The organism is Methanobrevibacter sp. (assembly GCF_045577275.1).
GTDB lineage: Archaea > Methanobacteriota > Methanobacteria > Methanobacteriales > Methanobacteriaceae > Methanobrevibacter.
Genome location: NZ_JAZNIB010000252.1, coordinates 1 through 22021, shown reverse-complemented (window position 1 = coordinate 22021; position 22021 = coordinate 1). Strand labels below are relative to the sequence as shown.

General features: G+C 34.1%; 20 protein-coding genes. All 20 read left to right on the top strand.

Annotated elements, in window-relative coordinates:
- Positions 1-157 precede the first annotated feature (157 nt).
- Complete coding sequence (locus ACKI67_RS07200) at positions 158-3520, top strand: hypothetical protein (protein WP_407462792.1); 3363 nt, start codon at positions 158-160, stop codon at positions 3518-3520.
- Between the two features lie 6 nt (positions 3521-3526).
- Positions 3527-4045: a hypothetical protein gene (locus ACKI67_RS07195; protein ID WP_407462791.1), complete on the top strand. Its 519-nt coding sequence runs from the start codon at positions 3527-3529 to the stop codon at positions 4043-4045.
- A 13-nt stretch (positions 4046-4058) separates the two neighbouring features.
- On the top strand, positions 4059-4994 hold the full coding sequence (locus ACKI67_RS07190) for a transglutaminase domain-containing protein (protein WP_407462790.1): 936 nt from the start codon (positions 4059-4061) through the stop codon (positions 4992-4994).
- 12 nt (positions 4995-5006) lie between these two features.
- A complete protein-coding gene (locus ACKI67_RS07185) occupies positions 5007-6098 on the top strand; it encodes a hypothetical protein (RefSeq protein WP_407462789.1) in 1092 nt (363 codons plus the stop codon).
- 14 nt (positions 6099-6112) lie between these two features.
- A complete protein-coding gene (locus ACKI67_RS07180; RefSeq protein WP_407462788.1) occupies positions 6113-6757 on the top strand; it encodes a hypothetical protein in 645 nt (214 codons plus the stop codon).
- A 6-nt stretch (positions 6758-6763) separates the two neighbouring features.
- Positions 6764-7198: a hypothetical protein gene (locus tag ACKI67_RS07175; RefSeq protein ID WP_407462786.1), complete on the top strand. Its 435-nt coding sequence runs from the start codon at positions 6764-6766 to the stop codon at positions 7196-7198.
- Positions 7195-8349 (top strand): baseplate J/gp47 family protein, encoded by a 1155-nt coding sequence (locus tag ACKI67_RS07170; protein WP_407462785.1) that lies wholly within the window; start codon positions 7195-7197, stop codon positions 8347-8349. The genes ACKI67_RS07175 and ACKI67_RS07170 overlap by 4 nt, the downstream gene beginning before the upstream one ends.
- Before the next feature lies 1 nt (position 8350).
- Positions 8351-10741, top strand: coding sequence for a hypothetical protein (locus ACKI67_RS07165; RefSeq protein ID WP_407462783.1), 2391 nt, complete (start codon positions 8351-8353; stop codon positions 10739-10741).
- Positions 10742-10744: 3 nt separating this feature from the next.
- Positions 10745-11134, top strand: coding sequence for a hypothetical protein (locus tag ACKI67_RS07160; RefSeq protein WP_407462782.1), 390 nt, complete (start codon positions 10745-10747; stop codon positions 11132-11134).
- Positions 11131-11817, top strand: coding sequence for a hypothetical protein (locus ACKI67_RS07155; protein ID WP_407462781.1), 687 nt, complete (start codon positions 11131-11133; stop codon positions 11815-11817). Before ACKI67_RS07160 ends, ACKI67_RS07155 begins: the two co-directional genes overlap by 4 nt.
- Positions 11818-11820: 3 nt before the next feature.
- On the top strand, positions 11821-14316 hold the full coding sequence (locus ACKI67_RS07150) for a hypothetical protein (RefSeq protein ID WP_407462780.1): 2496 nt from the start codon (positions 11821-11823) through the stop codon (positions 14314-14316).
- A 3-nt stretch (positions 14317-14319) separates the two neighbouring features.
- Entirely contained in the window at positions 14320-15072 is a 753-nt protein-coding gene (locus tag ACKI67_RS07145) for a hypothetical protein (RefSeq protein WP_407462778.1), read from the top strand.
- A 67-nt stretch (positions 15073-15139) separates the two neighbouring features.
- The gene (locus ACKI67_RS07140; protein ID WP_407462777.1) at positions 15140-15751 is read left to right on the top strand and encodes a hypothetical protein; all 612 of its coding nucleotides are present in this window, start codon (positions 15140-15142) and stop codon (positions 15749-15751) included.
- Positions 15752-15754: 3 nt separating this feature from the next.
- Positions 15755-17038 (top strand): hypothetical protein, encoded by a 1284-nt coding sequence (locus ACKI67_RS07135; protein WP_407462776.1) that lies wholly within the window; start codon positions 15755-15757, stop codon positions 17036-17038.
- 29 nt (positions 17039-17067) lie between these two features.
- Positions 17068-18066, top strand: a complete 999-nt coding sequence (locus ACKI67_RS07130; RefSeq protein ID WP_407462775.1) for an Ig-like domain-containing protein — start codon at positions 17068-17070, stop codon at positions 18064-18066.
- Between the two features lie 193 nt (positions 18067-18259).
- Complete coding sequence (locus tag ACKI67_RS07125; protein ID WP_407462774.1) at positions 18260-18436, top strand: hypothetical protein; 177 nt, start codon at positions 18260-18262, stop codon at positions 18434-18436.
- Positions 18408-19475 carry a cysteine peptidase family C39 domain-containing protein gene (locus tag ACKI67_RS07120; protein WP_407462773.1) on the top strand — a complete coding sequence of 356 codons (1068 nt, stop codon included), beginning with the start codon at positions 18408-18410 and terminating at the stop codon, positions 19473-19475. The genes ACKI67_RS07125 and ACKI67_RS07120 overlap by 29 nt, the downstream gene beginning before the upstream one ends.
- Positions 19476-19487: 12 nt before the next feature.
- Positions 19488-19664, top strand: coding sequence for a hypothetical protein (locus ACKI67_RS07115; protein WP_407462771.1), 177 nt, complete (start codon positions 19488-19490; stop codon positions 19662-19664).
- A gap of 23 nt (positions 19665-19687) precedes the next feature.
- Positions 19688-20029 (top strand): hypothetical protein, encoded by a 342-nt coding sequence (locus tag ACKI67_RS07110; RefSeq protein WP_407462770.1) that lies wholly within the window; start codon positions 19688-19690, stop codon positions 20027-20029.
- Positions 20030-20148: 119 nt separating this feature from the next.
- Positions 20149-21870 carry a phage minor head protein gene (locus ACKI67_RS07105; RefSeq protein WP_407462768.1) on the top strand — a complete coding sequence of 574 codons (1722 nt, stop codon included), beginning with the start codon at positions 20149-20151 and terminating at the stop codon, positions 21868-21870.
- The last annotated feature ends 151 nt before the right edge of the window (positions 21871-22021 follow it).

Genomic DNA, 22021 nt, shown 5'->3' with positions numbered 1-22021 from the left:
TGAAGTAATGAACCGGTTCTTTTCCCATGATCTAGAGATAATGCTGCTCATGAGGAAGTATGGTGAAGAAGTGAAAAATGAACAAAAAAGGGCTAAAGAAATAAAAGAAGAAGCTCGTAAGAACAGATTAAGAAGAAAATTAAGGAGATAATGCAGAATGGTTAATCTTAATGAGCAGATAATGCTAACTATTGCAGCTAGAGATAATGCTTCAAATGTTGCAAAGAATATTGACAGCAGTTTTCAAGGAATGGCAAGCAACCTTTCCAAATCAATGTCAAGCATAAGCAATTCTATGATGAATTTCAGCGCCATATCTGATAATGCTTTGCAAGGATTAACCGGAAAATCAGCACTTGATAACATTTTAGGCACCAGTTCCAAAGCTGAAACTAACAAGGTTTTAATTGGAATGATGACTGACACGGAGAATGCTGCTGATTCATTATATAAAACGGTAGATAATGTTACTAATGAAAGTTTGACATCTATGCAAGATTTAATTCCTGCAATGAATGCATTTAGTTCCGCTACTGGTGCTTCAGATAAGGAACTTGAAAGCATCACTGATGAAATGGCTAACTTTGGTGCAGCAGTTTTGGCACAGACTGGAAGTACTGACCTTGCACAAGGTGCTATGATGGACTTAAGCAAGGGTATTAAAGGTGCTTTTGCAAGTCTAGACCAGTATGGTGTGAGTGAAGACGCTTTAATGAGGACCAATCTTTGGTCTGGGAAGGAAGATGATGTTAAAGGGTATATGGCTGCAGTGGAAAAAGTCATTGGTGATACTGATGAATTAATGGATACTAATCAAGGTTTGGATGCATTAATAGGCAAATCTTTTAGCCGTGCAGGAAAAAAGATAGGTAATGAATTCTTACCGCAACTGAAAGAAATTAAAAAGGCATTTATTGAGATAGATGAGGAAACTGGAGGGGCTCTTGCAGGGTCCATTCTTGCTACTGGCGGAGCTATTGAAGTAATGAACCAAGGTTTATGGAATGTTTCCACTACTGTTCAAGGAATCAAAGATTTAAAAGAGGGTTTTGTTGCAGTTAAAGATGCAGCCAGTGGTGCTGCAAGCATGATAAAAAGTTTTGGCAAAACTACTGAAACAGTTACTACTGCTAGTGAAACTGCATCTATCCTCACTGATTTATCCCCTGAAGCTATACAAGTAGCTCAAGCTCATGCCGGAGGAAATTTTTTAAAAGATAATTCCTCAGAATATCTTCAAGACATGTTAGATCATCAAATTAGCAGTATAAATGAAGCGGATTACAGAACTGCATTGCTTGAAAAGAAATATGAAGATTTAGATATTAAATCCAATAGATTGAAGGATGTGTCAAGTAAAACTAGCAAAAACTTGGAAAAAACACAGTCTAAAGGATTATTCAGTAAATTTTTTAAGAGTACTGAAGAAACTGTTGATGCGGCTGCAGGAATTGGTTCTACAAGTTCAAAAGCAGCAGTTGTAAGTGCAGAAGTGGAAGCAAGCAGCGGAATAATGGCCGGATTATCCGCAAGTTTTACAAGCATGATTGTACCCTTATTAAGTCTTGCAGCAGTTATAGCGGTTATGATTCCTATTGCAGTTGCATTAGCTGCAGAAGCATTGCTCGGACTAAAAGCAATTCAGTTAGTATTTGATGCATTAAACTTTGATGATATAGATTTATCCAAGTCGGTTGATAGCATTAAAAAATTAGCTGAAGGCATTGCATGGGTAGGTCTAGCTATGGGAGCCATGTCATTTGCTGGTCTCATGACTGGATTAACATATATAACTGGCGGTTTCCTCGGAATGACTGCTCCTCTTCAATTGGCTACTGATACTTTAACAGAAGCAGCAAGTATACTTCAGCAATTTAGTGCAGTTTCCATTGATGATTCAATTCCTAAAAATCTACAAAACATTGGTAAAAGCTTAAATTCAGTTTCAGATGCAATGATGGCATTAACCTCCACTAACATCACTACAGGATTCAGTGATTTTGTTGCATGGGCTCTCGGTTTCGGAAGTGTGACAGATGGTTTAGAACAGGCTAAAAATGATATCATAAGTGCTTCTGGTAAACTTCAGGAATTCAAAGATTTAAAACCTTTTGATGATGCCACTGCCAGTAATATTCAGAATGTCTGTGATAGTCTTGCTAGTGTAGGAAAAGCTATGGAAGCATTACGTAGTGTTCGTGATGGAGTAAACTGGGATGGTGCATTAGGCCAAATATTTGGTGGAGCGGATATTCAAACTGCATTAACTAATGTAAAAGGGGACATTGTTAAAGCAAGCCAAGCATTAAGGCAATTCACTGGTTTAGAAGAAGTTCCTAAGGATGTTGGAACTAAGATTAAATCTGTTTCAGATGCTTTGACTAGTGTTAGCGATGCATTCCAATCATTACGTAAGCTTCGTGATGATACCAATTGGGATAGCTTTATGGATCTAGGCGGAGCAGATATTGCAACAGCCATAACAAATATTGGAAATGACCTTAGAATGGTTTCAGTAAGATTGGCAAGCCTCTCAACTATTGCCAATGTTAATGAGGATGTAACAGAGAAAATAACAAAAATCAACACAGCACTTGGAAAAGTTTCAGAAGTAGTTAAATCTATGACAAATGTACCAACAATGGAAGGATTTAGCAGTGAAACAATTACAACTGCAGTAACTAATGTAAGAAATGCTGCGACAGAATTGAGTAAACTAAGTGGAATCACACTTGGTGAAGATTCCACAGGCATACTTGGAACTATCCAAACTGCTATGGAAAGTTTAAAAAACACTCTTTCAAGCGCATCTGGTTTCTCTGCACCTAGTATGAGCATTGGTTCCCAAATTGTCAATGGCGTCAAATCCGGTTTATCCCCTTTAACTGGCACTGTTCAAGGGGCAATAACCTCTGCCACTAGCAGTGCTGCTAGCAGTGGATGGACTGGAGGAGCATATATTGGAACTTCAACAACCAATGGTATGAATTCTGCCTTAAAACTAAAGGAAACAATGTCTACAGAATTAGGTTACACCTTATCTGCTATAACTGACAAAAGACAAGAATTCTATAATGCTGGTGTAGACTTAGGTAAAGCAGTTAAAGAAGGTTTTGAATCACAGCCTGCTATCAACCCTGGTTCTCCAGGTAACCTTGCACATACTATGATGGATGAAGTAGCTTATATTAAAGAGGCTATGACTAGTAAGTATGGTGTGATGAAAGCAACTGGAGCCAGATTAGGTAATAGCATTCTTACAGGTTTCGGCAATCCAAGTCTTGGTTTAGGATTAGACAATTCCATTAGTGATTTCACTTCCAGTCAAATGGGATCTTTGCAAACTATCTTAAGCCAAGTGCCAGGTAACGGAGCTTATAGTAATGTAACCATTATTGTTGGTGAAGGGGCAGTAAATGTTGATGCACGTAACAAAACTGAAAGGGAAGCACAGCAAATAATGATCACTGCATTAGAAAGTTTAGACAGCATTACAGATATTAGAGTAACTGGAGCATGATAAAACATGGTTAATATGTATAAAGATATTAAAGTTAATGTCAGTGAAAACATTGAAATCAATGGTTATCCTTTCTTTGCAGAAAATATTAGTTCTGATGAAGCATATAATAGGCGTGAATTGAATCGGAACAGTATATTGGGAGGTACTGAAATAGTGACTAAAGGGAAATATGTTCCTCGCAGCTACAGTTTCACAACCACTATTTATCACCCTGAAAACAGACCAGATGCTTATGAAAAAATTTTAAGACAGATCGTATCTAATACAGCAGAAGTTATTTCTCCATATATGGGAGGTAAATTAAAAGCAGAAGTTTTAATCCAAAAGAACATTGAAGAATCATCCCCTAACCATATGGTCCTGGACTTTACTGTCACTGAGATTCCAAGCTCAAAGTCCAATATTCCTGGTGAGAATTTCACTGTTCCTAAGCCGAAGAAAGTTAAAGTCACCACCAATAGGAATAGTAAAAAATCCAATTCTAAAAACAAATCCAAATCTAAGAAAAAAGCAAAAAAATAGAGAGGATATGATTATGGTCCAAGTAAAACTAGCAAAATCCGGCCTAGAAATATACGAAACCAAAGACACAAACATAGAACGAACAACTGAAGAAGATGAAAAAGAAGGTTTTGTATTGCATAATGGGCAAATAACGGAAATTGCCTACTATGATAATATTCTTCAAAACTCATTTGAACAGGACTATGAAGACATAAGCTCAAATGGGTCTATTGCTTTCCCAAATGTTAACGAACAAAGATTTTTCAAGGGCAAAAAGGTTTGTCTAAAAAAAGCATGGAAAAATGAAGATAAAAATATTAAATGGGAAGATTTAAATACGGTTTTGCTTGGATTCATCACTGAACAGAAATATTCTACAGACAACATTGAACTGAAAATTAGCGGAATGAGCAAATTACTTGATCAAGAAAAAGAATTCACTTTCAAAAAAACCAAAAGATCTAAAATCATTAAAAGAATTATTGAATCTTCCGGCCTTAAATGCAAAATCAATACGAAAGGTTTAAAGGATGATTCAATCGATTACACTAATGTTTCTTCTACAAGCTCTTCCACTACTGGAGGGCAAGGTGAAGACATAGATGCTAAGGTAAAAGAGATCATTGGAAATGAAACGGATGATTATAAAAAAATGGTTCTTATTCATGAATGGTTAAGAAAAAACAATAAATACTCTTCTTATAAATGCAGTAAAAAAGATTCGGCCAGTGCTGCACTTAAAAGCTTACACAATAATTGTGCAGACACATCCTTATTGAGTTGTGCAATGTATCGTAGTGCAGGACTTGAATCACAAGTAGTCCATGGTCCTAACCATTTCTGGACAATCATCACTATCGATGGAAAGGAATATGAAAGTGATGCAACAAGTCGTCAAAGAAAAATTAACCAAGTATGGAAAGGATTAAAATATTCTAAGAAATGTGGAGATAAACCAAGTTGTTAAGAGGTGTGATTATTGTCAAGCATTATTCTTGGTTGTGATAAAAACAAAGTCTCGGAAGATAAAAAAACACAGAGAACTATTAAGAAAATCCTCGAAAAAGCAGGACATACAGTTACTTTAGCAGATGTCGGTCCTGGAAACTCTCAAAAATTAATGGGAAAAAAGAAAAATAAGGGCAAAATAATTGTATTTCTTGTCAATGGTGCAGACCTACAAACCTATAAGGACTTTTACACAGGTATGAAAAACGGATATTATCATACAAAATATTGTTATTTTGGTCTTCAGGGATGGATAAACAAGAAAACCTGCACATGTGAAGCTGCAAAAACAGTAAAACTTAAGAAGGCATCAGATGATTATTCCTCAAAATCTTTCACTTCAGATATTGTTGGAATGACAACCGCAGAAGTATGTGAAAAATATTCCGATTATATTGCTTATGCTTGTGGAGCATCTGCAGAAGAATTGGGTAATAACCTAGTAAAGGCAATGGGTGGAGAAACAAACTCAACATCAAATACCAATTCTGCAACAAGCATTAAAGAAGCATTAAGAGATGTTTTATCTGGTTGGGATGGTGATGTGGAATGTTTTATTCGTGATGATACTGTTTATGTTCAAAAGATTAGTGATCCATCCACCGCAGAATTATCACTTATTGAATCCCAGGATATTTTCTATGATTCTGTAACTGTAACTGATGTAAATCCTTCCACAGTTAATCATCTGAAAGTCATTTATGATAATCATATCATCACTGTTCAGGATGATTCATTAATAAAACGTTTTGGGAAAATCAGTTCCACAATCTCGGCTAAAAACTCTAAAACTCTTAAGGAAGCGCAATCATTTGCAAGACTTGAATGGGCAAAGTTACGTCGTGACAATGGGCATAAGCTTGAATGCAAAGTCTTAGGAAATTCTAAATGGAAAGTGGGGAAATGGTGCAGGGTTTATCTTCCTTCCTTTAATATTGATGATTACATGTACATCATAAAAGTTTCTCAAGAAGATGATGATGGAAACTGGGTTTGTAGTTTAGCTCTTGTTGATTATCCTCCAAGTTTGGGAGAACCTGAAGAGGAGACAACTAACAATTAAAGGAGGGAAAAATTATGAAGTCAGATAATGTTACGGTTACACAAGGCCGCATGAAACAAGCTTTCTCAAATAGTATTGGTCAAATTGTGAAAAATGAAACTACAAGAATAGTTCAAGAAGCAATAGATGATTCAAAGATATCTGCTGGTGTTGTAACAAAGTTTTACCCTCATCTTGATAAAGCCGAAGTGCAAATATCAAATTCTAATAAAAAAGTTTTATGCAAAATATTGCACCGTTTTGGTGGAGAATTAATTGATTTTTACACTCCCAATGGGGATTTAATCTTTGATGAAGAAATGAAGGAAAAATGCATTATTCCACGTGGAGACTTAAATTGCCTTATTGTGGATATCAATAGTTTTGATGATGAATATTTGTTATTAGGATATTATAACAATGAAGAGTTAATAGGAATCAATCCAGCATCTCAAGGCAACTTGAAAATATGTACTGAAGGAGGAACCAATGAGTTTTTTATAAAATTTGGTTATGATGGATTAGACATTCGTTTACCAACTTCCATGACTATTAATACTGGGGAAATGGATGAAGATATGATTGAAGAGGAATATGTTAATCCTGCTGATGTTTACACTAAAAAGGAAATTGATCAAATGTTGGAAGAGTTAAAAGAGGAACTTGCTCAAGGGAGTTGATACTAGATGGTGTTGGCAGTTGATGTTGAAAGTGATGATTATAGATTTTACAGATCATTAAATGAAGATGTTCAAATTAAACCAGATGCACTCAATCGTTGGGATCTTCAGATGGAAAACGGAGATTATGTAAATGTTGCTGGAAATCAATCACTTCATAATGCTATATGTATTGCAATAATGACAAGATATGGAGAGCTTAAAGATAATCCATTATATGAGGAATTTGGTTGCCATTTACATGAATTGATTAAAGCAAATAAATCGCCAATGGTAGAATATAAGATTGAACTATTTGTCATTGAAATCCTTGAAAAAATGAGAAGAATACTGGAAGTGAATTGGATTGAAGTAACCGATTCCGAAGATAATGCATACAAAATAACTTTCAATGTAACAAGCATTAATGATGAAATAGTGGAAGGAAGTGTCGAAATATGAATTACTCTCAAAAATATTATGAAGAAATCTTTGAAAAGATGTTAAATGACTCTGTAGAAAACGGACTTATAAGTCATGCTGAAGATTTTACCAGTTACATTGAAAATAAAGAGGATATCAGCAACTATTATGTTATGGACAAATCAGTGATAGCAGAAATGTTTGCATCATTCTATGAAGATCTAACTGCAGTCTACAACAGTATTGATATAGACATTGCTGAAGGCAAAGACTTGGATAACCTTGGGAAGATTGTGGGAATATCAAGGCCAATGGCAACTTATGCTATGGCAGAAATCACTTTCACAATAAGCCAAATACAAAACGAAGAGGAAATTATCATAACTGATGAGATAATAGTTTCAACAGAAAAGGGAATACAATACCGGACACTTGAAGAAGTATACATTCCAATTGACGAAACAAGCGCAACTGTTCAAGCAATAGCATTGGAACCAGGAATAAGCAGCAAAGTAATTGAAAACACATTAACTAATATTGAATCAGAATTTGACATTGAAGGAAACATAACATGCACTAATATGAAATCTTCATCTGGAGGTAGTGAAACTTACACAGACTCCCAGTATAGGGAATTATTGAAGAATTGGATAAAAATCAATCTAAAAGGGTCAAATGAAGCTTATGAATATTATTTTGCAAGTTTTGATGGTATTGACGGTTACCGTATTGTACCTAATTGGGATGTTACAGGTACAGTTAAAGTCATTATTGACCCTGGAACAGATTACCAATTAAACGAAGCTTATGAGGGATTGCAAAATATTGTTTCTCAAGCTACTGAAGATATTATAATGTTTGCACCAACTGAAAAACTGATAGATGTTTATGCTATAATTAATGTTGACATTGACCAGATAAACCCTTATAGTGCAGTTGAAAAAGAGCAAATCAAATCAAAAATACTGGCCTCCATAAAGACATTCATTGATGGAGGATACACTAATGATGGGATGTATTATATAGGGCTTGAAATAGGGGAGGATTTCATACCTCATAAACTAGCCGTATTCCTGGATGAAGAAATTCCAGAATTGAAAAGCATAACTTTTAATTATCCTACTGATTATATTCCCATTCTTGATGATGAAAAAGGGGTAAGTAATAATATAACTATTGAGATGATATGAAATGACAAAAGATAGTTTAAAAAAGTTATTGGATAAATTCCCTTATTTTATTGATAAAAGGGAAAGCTCTAATTTTTATAAGTCTCAAGATGTTACCAATAAAAGATTCCAGGAATTGCATCAATCAATATTTGAGGCTGCTGAAAGTTTCAAATTGTTAAAAAAAGTTTGGATTTGGAAAGAGCAAAATGTCCCATTTGATTATGTCATACATTTTGTTGCCAATTATCCTCATCTAAAAACTGTTATTTGCTATAAAAATGATGATGTGATATGTAGGGAAGACTATTCCTATGATGACAATGTTTCATCATTCCTTCATCTCTACGATAGCACAATGGAAAATGATACTTTAATAAGTATCTTGAATGATACGGAAGGGGAAAATGAAGAAACAGAAGACTATGTTGAAGAGGAACAATCAATCATTCCACAAGATAAATTCCACATATATATTGAAACATATGATGAAATTATCATTGAAAAAGGATTCCCAGAAAATGATGATACACTAAATGATATTTTTGACCATGACACTAGTCTCGACAGAATTGGATCTTTAAATAATATTCCAAGAAAAAATTATATTCCAACAGAAGATTACTCCCATACTGAACCTCCCTATAACAATCAACTTACTGAAGATGATTACCATTACATGAACCGTATCATAAATTACCTTTCACGTTTACATACTACCCCGTTACCTGTTCTTGAAATATGGAAGTTATATGGCTTGGAAGCAAGTATGGTCAATCGTGAAAAGTATTTGTTAAAATTATTCGATGAAACAAGACATGATTTTGATTATGAAAATGAGCATGTTCTCGATTGGATTCCTAAAACATGGGAACATAAAGATGGTTTTGGGGATTGTACAGATGATTTGGGAAGATATTTCTTTGTTTCAGCCAACACTAATTTCCCTAAAAAATGGTCAAATGTTCTATTCAGCTTTAAGCTAATGAATAATCTTGCTGAAGAACTTGATGAAAATTTCACGGTAGAAATATTATTTAACAATCAACGTTTCGAAAGCAACGGATCTTCTTTTTTTGTGCCATACACATTACTTGATGAGGAAACTACAAATATTTTCACTTTCATAGCCCGCAATGATAATGATATAATTGGTACAGAGGAAATGGAAATCAATGTTCAAGGATGTAATAATGCCGATTTCTATGTATCAAGTAATGGGGATGACAGCAATGACGGAACAATAGATAATCCATTTTTAACAATTAATAAAGCTCTGGAAAAAGTTTCAAATGTAAGAAATATGATTGTTGTTCAAGGGGAAGTCACTGTAAATGATTCAACTATTATAAACGACAATTGTACAATATTGGGTTGTGGAAATGCCATAATCCATAATGATTTATCCAATAAGTTTTTCCACATTACTGGAAATAAAAATTTAACATTATCCCTGCTTGATATTACATTGGATAGCAATGGTGCTCAAACATATATCAAATCATCAAATTACACTAACAATAATGTGGATTACAATAATTATTTAACTGTGCTTGTGAATGGAGGAACTCCATTAATAAGTTTAAGTACAGATAAGCAGAATTACTTTACAAGTTATGATAATATTGTTGTTTCAGGAACAATGAAATCAAAAGAAAATAATGGGATTAAAAATGCCAATTTGAAAATCATACTTGCAGAAACTGTTATTGATACTTCAACAGATAATAATGGGCAATTTACTGCCACCATTCCTATACGGGAATTAATGAAAGGCGATTATGATATTGAACTTATTTTTGAAGGTTCAGACACTTATATATCTACAGAATTAACCCAATCTGTAGAAATAAGCAAAGAACCTATAGATATAATGACAGCTTATGGAAATTCCATAACATTAACCTCAACAGGCCACAATTCCGGAGAAACTGTGAAATTCTATAAGGATAACACAATCATAGAATCAAAAACAGCAGATTCCCATGGAATAGCAAGTTTAGATTATCTTCCAGAGTTTGGATTAACCACTATCTATACAAGTTCTGATGGAACTAGTGTCAATAATGAATGGATAATTGAAACATACCTTTCTATAAATGATTTGCCTACGGAATCATTTGTAACAAATATAGTTGTAAAGGATAACGGTGATCTCACAGTAGAAGAAACTCCATTAACTGACTTCCGCACTATCAATGATCTAGAGGATGTATTGCTGGATGTTTCAATAGATAATGAAAACATTTTCTTAAATAGGTTTAAATCTAATAAGAATGATGTGGATTATTTAGAACAAAACAACCTATGTTATGAGGACATTAAAGATCTATTCAATGCAATAATAAGTTTAAGCATCAGTGATGATTCATTAATTTGTACTCGTATGGGAGATTTAACTGAAGGAGAATAATCAATGCCAGAAAATATTGAAGAATTCGAAGAGATATACGAAGAAAATGAAGCTGCTGAAGATGTTGAATTGGAAGGAGAAGGGGAAGAAAATATTGAAATCATTAATGAAGATGAAACTATTCCTCTCCCCATATATGAGGGTGAATGCAAATCTTTCCACCAAGAACCATATATGACCCCAAATAATTATGATTTAACATTTGACCATAACAACATTCCATCTAATATCTCACCGGAAACTGCTAGATCTTTACAAATCAGACTGCAAAAACTAATGCCCACAAGCAAGATTATCCACTTAAAAATAGGGGATAACCAGATAAATCAAACTAATTTTTTAAGGATTAATACAAGAATGAAAGTAGATGGGCAGGAGGTAAAATTCATATGATGTTTAAAGGTAACTATAAAATTCACATTCCCATTCAAGGAATGTTCTTAAATAAGACAATAACACTACATAATCAAAACATCATCACTTTCCTCGGAGAATCCTTTTTCCTTAACAGAGCAATAGGGAATGAACTTTCTCCAATACAATATATTTGTCTAGGAAATAGTGCTAACATACCAAGAAAAAAAGATATCAACCTTGGCAATGAAACAATACGAAAAAAATGTGTCAAAACAGTAGATTTAGATAAAAAAACAATTAAATTATCCGCTAGTTTTCAAGCTAAAGAAATCCAAGGCACTAAGGAAATAGGAGTTCATAACGGGGAAATATTAATTACCCATGATGTTTATGATGACATAGACTCCTTTTTAACCGCAACCACTGGTGAAATAACAATAGATTATTACATTGAATTAAGCAGTGGAGCAATTAGAAATACTGAATGGGCACCAGTTTCAGGAATAAGTAATGTATACTATCTAGTTGAACCGAATAATGTTGTCGGAGTATTCGAAAACAACACTAAAAACGGATATACTAGAGCAAAAAGCATAATTGAAGTGGAAGAAAAGAAGGCAACATACTACTATAACAATACCACTAAAAACTTGTATATTCATACATCAACAAATTTTGCACCTACTGTTGAAGAAATAATAATACTTACAGGTGAATAATTTATGTCAAAATGTGCTGCAAATTATAAGAATCTCAATAGAATTAAATCGTATTCAGAGCAAGGATATGCTACGGTTCAATGGGCTAAACAAGTCTGTATGAATGATGAATGGTTAAGACAACAAGTAGAACAATTGAAATATTTGTCCCCTCCAGCAGTTAGAAAAAGGTTTGCACCTATTCTATTAAATCAGGATTACTCTTACGGATATATGATAAGCAATGGGGATAAAGTTATTTTCAGCAACAGCATAAGTGATGAGATCAATGTTGATTTCCAAAATATGAATCTTGTTGATGAAAATAAATCTGATTGTTCTTTTGAGACATATGTAGATAATTATGGTACTCATATAAGGGCTGTTGTTCCAATGGAAGAAGTTCAATCCACAGATTTTACTGTGAGAAACCATCAGGGCGGAGGAACCAATAGCTATTGGTATGTTGGTTTTGATAAAAACAAATCTTACCAGATAAGGCCTGATTGGATTAAAGACGAATTTGACCATGAAATCCCAGCTATTTGTAGAGCACAAACAATAACAATACCTGCAGGACTTATTGGTAAACTTGTTAGTGTAGATCTGCAAATACAAAATAACGGCACTACTGTGAGTAATTGGGGCAGTCCTTTGTATGTCCAAATTTTCAGAACAGAATTAAAGCATGTTGAAAAAACAGAATGGAATAAAAAACTCAAAAAAAGCGAATCTCACGATCCAAAACAATATGAAGACATATATTGGCCTATAGGCCATCCTCATAATGCATTAGCAACTGCAAAATACCAACCAAGCAAAACAAATCCTAGCTGGCAAAATTTCCTATTTGATAAGGCCATTGATGTGGGAAATGCTAATTCTGATGAACATTATGCTATTGTAATATCATCCCCTCTTAGCCATTGGGAACATTGTCCTCGTATTGGGGGTTGGGGCCGTAATTGTGCAAAAGCAAAAGACATGTCTGGTGATGCATTCTTGTCTGAAAACAATGGCAGAAGCTGGATTAGATATGGTCGTAACGATGATAAGGTAAAGGATTATAAAATGGGACAGTTAACCCCATCAGATTTTGCCTATCAATGTCATATTGACACATTCACTAGCGGACGTCACACAAGCACTGATTATTACCTCTACTTAAAACCAATACTTGCAAACCCTATAAAATCACTTAAAATTAGTGGAGAATATACTGGGGAAACAGTCGCTGACAATGAAGATGATAAATTCTTAGACTTTGAATTCAGCACAACTGGACAAGATGAAGATTGGACAAGCATTCGTAGTGGGGAATGGAAACATTTAACAGAAACAAGCCAAATCTTATTCATACGTGCTAAAATGAAAACACTTAGTGGCAGCAAAACACCAAGTATCGAGAATATGAGCATTGATCTTAAAACGGAATTGCCAAAAGAAATGTACGTTCGCACTCATTTTTATAATCCAAAATTATCCCCAATGATAGGTGCTGCATTGTGGGGTAGAATATATGCCCCATTTGAATTAAGCCCAAATGATAATGGTATTAATGCTTCTGCAGAAATTATCCAAGACAGGTTAGTCACTGAACATTTTACAATCATTACAGTAAGTGATTTATCAGATTATTTAGAATTGCTTGATTCTGAAGGCAACCCTATATTGGACAGTGAAAGTGTCATCGGTGTGGGAATTGACGATGATGACAGAGCAAGATATTTGTTTGATAATCCAACTGTAATTGAGTCATTAAAAAATTATAATGTTTATGTGAAACCTTACACCACAACAATAGATAATAAGGTTTTAACTTATTATCTCAGTTTTGATGGAGGGTTAGAAAATGAGGGAACCGATGATGAGAAACAAATTATCAGTGGCTTAAAATTGAATAATAGTCCAGCTTATCCAATTCAAGAATGCTTGCTACAACCTAGTGGTGGAGATGAAGTTGTAAGCTTTGGAGAATGGTATGATTACATAGTTGATTATGATGAGGACATCATAAATCTTGATAAAACAATTTTAACCAATATTCCTTCAGGAGCACTAGGAATCTCATACAACCCAGTTTTCCTACAAAATTTAACCTTGGAAGAGGTAGGCCAATCAATTGATGAGGAGACAGGATTAATTTCAGAAGGACTCATACTTGATTATTTCAAACAGGAATTTATCATTGATGAAACTAATGTTGAAACAAGGAGAGTAAGTCTAAGATGCGCTCCTGTAGACCCTATAAAACAGGTGATTATTAACAAAGACTCAGATAATGAAAAAGAGTTGTATGAAGATATTGATTTTAATGTGGATTATGATTCTAAAGAACTTGTATTCCCAATCGTGAATAATGATAATAAATCAAGTGTTCTACAAGTAAACGATACTTTGGAGGTGGTTTACACTCCAAATTTAGAGGATACAGGTATTTCAATAGGTTACCGTGCAATAAGAAATGATACAAATCATCAATGCACTATCAAACCAAACTATATAGAATATAAGGTGTGAATTATGGTAGATTTTAAGTCAAAAATTTATTATGCTGAAGAAGATGAGATAATAGGAGCGGAAGTTACTGTGTACTCCGAAGAAGGAGACAATATTGGGAGTATACAAGTAACAAGCAAAAAAGATTTTGATGATTTGAAAGCTAAGCTTGATGGTTTAGATGAAACTTACATCTCAATTGATAATTTGGAATCCACATTATCTAAAATTAGTGTTAATGCCCAAACATTAGACAATTATTCGTCTACTGATTTTGCATTAAAAGAGCATGAGCATCTGGATAAATATGCTCCCACAGACCATTCTTCCAAAGATAATGTGTATGGTTTAAGCAATCAAACTATGTATGGGCATGCAAAAATCATTAATAATCTTACAAGAAGCATCTATGCAGATGGAGAGGCTTTATCTGCAAAACAGGGATATGACTTAAACAACTTGATTGATACTCTCCGAACTGCTATTGGAACATGGCAAACTCAAAAGGTAGGCAGTTATGGAACTTTGAAGATCAATCCTTTGTTGAGAATGGTAATTTTCATTTATTATCGTGAAAGTTATACAGTTAGCAAAAACGTAACACTTCACTCAGGAGCCATACCTCAGCAATATCGTTTTACAGGCACTCAAAGAACATCTCCTTCTGATGCTTACACAATATTGGCAGTAAATAATGCCGGAGACATTATTCTAAAAACTAGCAAAAGCACATCCTATACTGGAGATATCAGAGGCACTTTTGTATGGTTATATTAAAGAGAAAAAATTAAGAGAAAATTTCTAAAACTTTTTTTTATCAAATCTTCAATGAGGTGAGGTTATTGTGGATTTAAATTTTGAAATTAAAAAACAAATTATTAAAAGATTAGATGAAAACATTTTGGTGAATAAATCTAAGAACTATGTAAAAGCAAATTTCACATTCTCTACAAAGGAATGGAGAGGTATAGAGAAATTTGTCATATTCAAAGACAGTTGGGGGCATGCATATACACAATCATTAGGACAAAGTTGTGATTGTACATGTGATGTGCCTAATGATGTTTTGAAAGGAACACACATCAAAATTAGCGTTTATGGTGGGGACAGAGTAACAAGCAATGAACTCACCATATTGCTTATCCCCTCTGGTTATACAACAGAGATAAGTCCTGCAAGCGAGGGATCAAAGGATGTTTTTGTCAAGATTTTTGAAGAGCTTGAATCTAAAATCGATCAAGTTGAATACACTGAAACTTCAATAGTATGTTATGCTAATAATGAAATTATTTGTGAAATACCAATAATCACAACAGTTGATGATGAATTAAGTGAAATTAGTCTGAATCCGGTGCAGAATAAAGTGATTAGCAATGCATTAAATAATAAAGAGGATATTTTTGATTTCGTTGAAAAGATGGATATTACAATACAGAATCTTATAGGGAGAGTTTAAAATATGAGCTTAAGCGATTTATACAATCATTTTAAGACTTTAACCAGTCAATGGCATTATTTGAAAAGTGAAGTTGATACAAAATTAAATGAAAAGGCAAATAGCAGCCATAGCCATAGTGATGCAACCACAAGCGCTTCAGGATTTATGAGCAGCAGCGATAAGACAAAACTAAATGGAATAGCCACTGGAGCTAACAAAACTACAGTAGATAGCAGCTTATCTGCCTCTAGCACAAATCCTGTTCAGAACAAAGCAATTAACACTGCATTAGGCAATAAGGTAGATGCAGTAAACGGCAAAGGTTTATCAACTAATGATTACACCACAGCTGAAAAAAATAAATTGGCCAATATTGAAAGTGAAGCAAATAAGACTACTGTGGACAGTGAATTGAGCAGTACCAGCACTAATCCTTTGCAAAATAAGGTAATCAACACAGAATTGGGTAATAAAGTTGATAAAGTCAATGGCAAAGGTTTGTCTACAGAAGATTATACTACTGCAGAAAAAAATAAATTAGCGGGCATAAATGAATCTGCTGATGCTGTAAGTTTCACAAGGAATTTAACTAGCGGCACTAAAGTTGGGACCATTACAATCAATGGGACTGATACTGATATTTACTGTAATAATGACACTAACACCACTTATACCCCTGCAAGCGCTACACCAAGTGCAGACACCACTTCTGGTGCTGTAGGAACCAGTGTCAAATATGCACGTGAAGATCATAAACACCCAAAAAGTTCACTCTATGCTGAAGCGAATCACACTCATGCTGCAACTGGAGTGACTGATTCTACCGCTCATGCAAACATTGGAACCAGTGCAGGAGCAAACCAGGCAACTATAAATGCAGCTATTGATACAAAAATGGGTAGTTTGTTAGGTGTGGAATTGATTGAAGTGGTTTCTACACGTCCTACCGCTTCAGCCAGTACTATGAATAAGTTGTATATGGTTCCAGAGACCACTGCAGGAACTGAAGATGTTTACGAGATTTTTGTAACTGTCAAATCAGGCAATAATTACAGTTGGGAGAAAGTTGACACTGCACGCATAGATCTTTCCGGTTATGCAACCATCACTGCATTGAATAATGGATTATCCGGAAAAGCAAATAGCACCCATGCACATGGAAACATTACTAGTGCTGGGGCCATCGGTTCTACAAGTGGCAAATTGGTTGTGACTGGTGCTAGTGGAGTGCTTACCGTTAGCGATATGGTTACTGAGATGAATAATGTTGTTGAAGACTTAATTGAATATGGTGGAACATTATAATATTCAATCTTAAAGGATGGTGATTATTTATGGCAAGCGTTGCCGAATTGTTAACAAATTTTAAAACTTTAATGCATCAATGGTTCCCTTTTACTACTGAAATGAATTCTGCTATCAATAATGTAGAAGATAGGATTGATGATGTTGCTCTAGAAATATTTAAGAAAACAGGGGTCATCGATAAATTAGAGGCCTGTTCCACTATAGTTGATCTTGAAACTGTAGTCCATAATGAGTTACAGATTCTCGCCGAGTCGTATGAGGATTGGTTAAGCGAGAATGGTGTGGAAGAATGCATATTATATGCTGTAACTGCTCATAGTTATGATAATGATACTGTTTTCATTGTTCTTGACCATTTCTATTTTTATGACTCTGCAGAAGGCACTGTTTCATTATTGAATGATTATGATGTTGAACTTGAAGCTTCCAGTTATAATGTCAATATTAATGGTTCTGTTACTTTGACTGCTACTTTAACTGATCAACTGGGGAATCCCATACCTTACAAGAATGTTGAAATTTATAAGAATGGAAGTTCGTTAAGCAAGGGAATAACGAACAATAAGGGCATTGTAATGTTTACGGTCACTTGCAATGCTGAAGGACTAATAACATTTAGTGCAGGAAATGCAAGCATACAAGTAAATGTAATATATGATACTGGTTGGGTGGACTTGTCAAGTCAGCTCTATTCAACCATATCTGCATATGAAAATTCAGCCAGTAACAAATTAAAGGCACGAAGAATTGGCAATATCGTACACCTGAGAGGAACACTCACCTATACTGGAACAAGTCAAATAGGCAATGGAGCAACTGCAACTCAAATAGCTCATGCGATTAGTAGTGAGTTCAGACCCATAACTTCAGAGAGGACTTTGCAACAAGCCAGTGGGAACAAGGTATTCCTTTTTTCTGTCAATTCCGATGGAACATTGAGTGTTGCAAGGACAAGGAATGAGAATGGAAGCACATATATCAGAAATGGCGAATGGATAAACATTTTTGTAACTTATATGGTATAAAAATCTTATGCAATCTATGGTGCAAAGATATGGTACAACCAATTACATAACAGTCTCAAGCGGAAGTTGGTTGAATATATATCTACATGGATGGTGGATTAATCTAATCTCCAGCATTTTTACTCGAATACTAGATTAACTCCATGAAGGTAATCTACTCTTCAAAGGATAAGTTTTAAGGAGAAATTTTTTTATGAAAGAGACGTCCTGTGAAAATTGTGCTTTTTATAATCCTGAAAGCCAATATTATTGTGATTTTTCAGATGAAAATCCAGTTATCTGCAGCGTGGAAATAAAAAAGATGAAAGAATTTAAAAAGAAAAAATTAGAGGTATCCTATAATGAAGATAAAGAAAAAATTAATTCTTAAAGAAGCAACAGAGATTAAAAGTTTCATTGAAAAAAACAGGAAATTGCCTTTATCCTGCACCCTCAGCAATACTCAATTAAGCGTATACTCCACTGCTTATTTGATGAGTGTTGCATTAAAGGATAAATTCAAATCAGATGCTTATAATCTCAGTCCAGTCATCATTTATAAAAATGCTCGTTTAACTGATACAGTTAATGAGAAGGTGATGAAAGAGGATTACTTGAAAATGACTAGTAATTTTGTCAATTTTTGTCATGAACATAAAAGAGTTCCAACTTACATTACCACTACAAAGTCAAAGGTAAAGGTGAGCTTTGAATTGTTCACATATTGTTTGGCTAAAATACTAACTTACTATCAAAATAATAAAACATTGCCCAACTATTGTAAGTTTAATAAGTCGGATTTGACAGTAAAACAAAACACCACTAAAACTAAAAAAACTACCAAAACAACATCTACATCAACCAGTAAAAAAGAACAAAACTCTTCTATTTTTGTTAGTGAAGGCCATTGCCTGAAACAAGGAAAAGATTGTCTTGGGCAAATAGATAATGTAAGTTGTGGAGTCCAGGCATTATGGGAACTCTTAAGGAAATTTGGAATTAAAGTTTCCAAAACACAACTGAAAAAATGGGCCGGAACCACCTCAGCAGGCACATCCCACCAAGGAATCAACACTGCCATTGCCATGGTGAACAAAAAATACAACGTTCATATCACTGTAGAATGGAAAAACTTTTCAGATTTAGGAAAAACAAGTAAGGAAAGATGGAAAAACCTGGGCAAACTTCTATCACAACCTAATGTTGGAGTACTATTGCATAATCTTTATAGGCTACTTTATGGCCATTATGAAGACATATGGAAAATATTATTGGATTCTTCCTCTACAAAAACCATGAACAGTTTAGGAGTAAGAAATGCAGATGGCAGTTTCCAAGGATATATTGAAGATAGGAGCTTCAAGAATTGGGAATCATATCTTAAAGGCATTTCCCAACCTAGCGTATGCATACTCAAATTCAAAAAATAGATGTGATTAAAAATGACTTATCTAAGATTATTGCAAAAATTAAACAACTTTTTTCATAGTATCTTTAAAGATGCAAGTTTTGTCATAAGCTTTCAAGCTTACATAAACACCAAACGCCATGAAAAAGACATTCCTGATAAAAGTGAGATTATCCACATTGATGAAGACCTAAACGAATATGTTCAATAAAAAAAATAAGGAGAAAAAAGATTATGGAAAGCTTAAAATACAAATCAAGATGTGTAACTGTAATTGTCACCATTGTTATAGCTGCACTTACCTACATTTCAACCATGAGTCCAGAAACCTTGGCAAGTTACCTTCCAGGATATGAAGGCTATGCTGCCTTGATCATTGTAATTGCCGCAGCACTTGTCAACCAATACAGTGAGGAAAAACGTGTTGAACGTGCCGAGGAATTGGCAATGCAAAAATCCACAACTGTATTGGGAGCTCCACTCGATGGTGGAATAGTTTTAAATGATGAGTATACTAGTCCAAATGATTCAGATGCTGAGGCAGAGAATGCTGATGTTTCTGATGATGGATGTTAATGAAGAAGTGGAAAAAATTAATTAAAGGATGTAAAAAAAAATTTTTAGGGGCCGGCTTGATAACATTACTGTTATGGGGTTTGGCCCCCTTTTTTTATTTTTAAGGGAGCCTAAGTATTATGGTTTCAGAGGAAAGAATAAAAACAAACCTGTTGCTGATGGATGAGTTAGATTATTGGGATGAGTTAACTGTAAAGGCCATTAATGACGAATGGACACTACGTTACTACAACCACATAATGAATCTCTTAAATAATCAGGTTGATGAATCAATCAAATGGTTGGACAGTGAAGAAGCAAAGGAACTCTTCTATGGAGAAGCAGAATACCAACATGAACTATTCAGAGCATTGGAAGACCAATGGGATGAAATCCTAGAAAACAAATATCCTAGCATTGAAGCCTTACTGCAAGAAGTTTATAATCGTGGAAAAGCCAAAGGGTATACTGAGATGAGAGAGCATATCCGTTTCACAGACACAGACAAACTAGCACTTGAATTCGTGACTAATTATAACTTTGCTTTAATCAGACGATTGGATGATGACACAAGGGAACAAATTAAGAACAATATCACAAGTGCAGTATTATCAGGTGAAAATCCTCGTAGCATAGCACCAAAGATTATGGATACTATTGGTACACGTCTTGAAGGATCAACATTCACGCCAATGCAACGTGCAGTGATGATAGCAAGGACAGAAATAAGTCGAACACAAAATACGGGAATACTCCAATCATATGTCAACGAGGGATACACAGAAGTGAAAATCCTGACAGCTGAAGACAGTAATGTCTGCTACACATGCTTATCCTACGCTTATGAATTCAACGAAGAAACTCCAGTAATTTTTGAAAACCATGGAAAAGAGAAAGTACATAACATTAAAGAGTTAATTAAAGGAGAAATGTTCCCTCCATTCCATCCAAACTGCAGATGCACATACCTATCAATATGGAAAAGCAAAGAAGAACCACCAATTGATGCAGAAGTTGTTGATTTAACTGTAGGTAATCAAATGAATTTAGACTCATTTATCCATAAGCAAGATAAATTTAAAGATTATTCTCAAAGTAAAAAAATTGCAAAAGAATTGGCTTTATCTTATGAAAGGGTAAATGGGAATGAAATATTTAAAGATTATAAAAATGGTGTTGAACTTAAGTTCAATAGAGAATTCCTAGAAAAATTGGATGAAATGAATTCAAATAATGAAATATATTATTCAAAATATGACATTCTAAAAATGTATAAAGATTCACCAAAACTATTTAAACAAGTTTCTAATAAAATATTATTTAGTACATATAATATGTCTGGTGAAGAAAATGCTACAGGATATTATAATGATAGAACTGAAACAATTACAATTCTTCCATTAGCATTTACAATTCCTCATTTTGAGCCTACTAACCTTAATTTAACTTTGTATCATGAGATGTCCCATGCGTTAGATCATAAAAAATCTAAAAATAATGGGAAATATGGATTATCCATAGAAGATGACACTTACTCCCTTTTTGTAGCTAATGATAAAAAATATCAAGAACAAAAATATGGTCAAGAATATTTTGTTTCAAATCATGCAAAAGATAAAGGGATTCATGAGGATTTTCCTGAATCTATGGCTATCACTGCATTAATCTTGGATGGGAAAAATGAATCAGCAATTTTAAGGTTGTCTAATGGTGAGAAATGTTCATTAAAATGCTGGAAAGAACGGTTCCCAAATAGATATGAATATTGTAAAAATATTTTAGAGAATCATACTTTAAAGAATTTTATAAAATATTATGTTGATTTAGAGGTTAAAAAATGCCAACTGTTAGGGAAATTCTAAAAGAAAACAATATTGAATTGGATATTTCTGAAATTGCTTTAAGTTTTGTTTTTGAAGGAAACTTCATATTTACTAAAACAGAAATGGTACAAAAAGGGGATCAATGGAATCATCCTAATGAATTTGTTTTGGGGTACTTTTTTTTTGATGG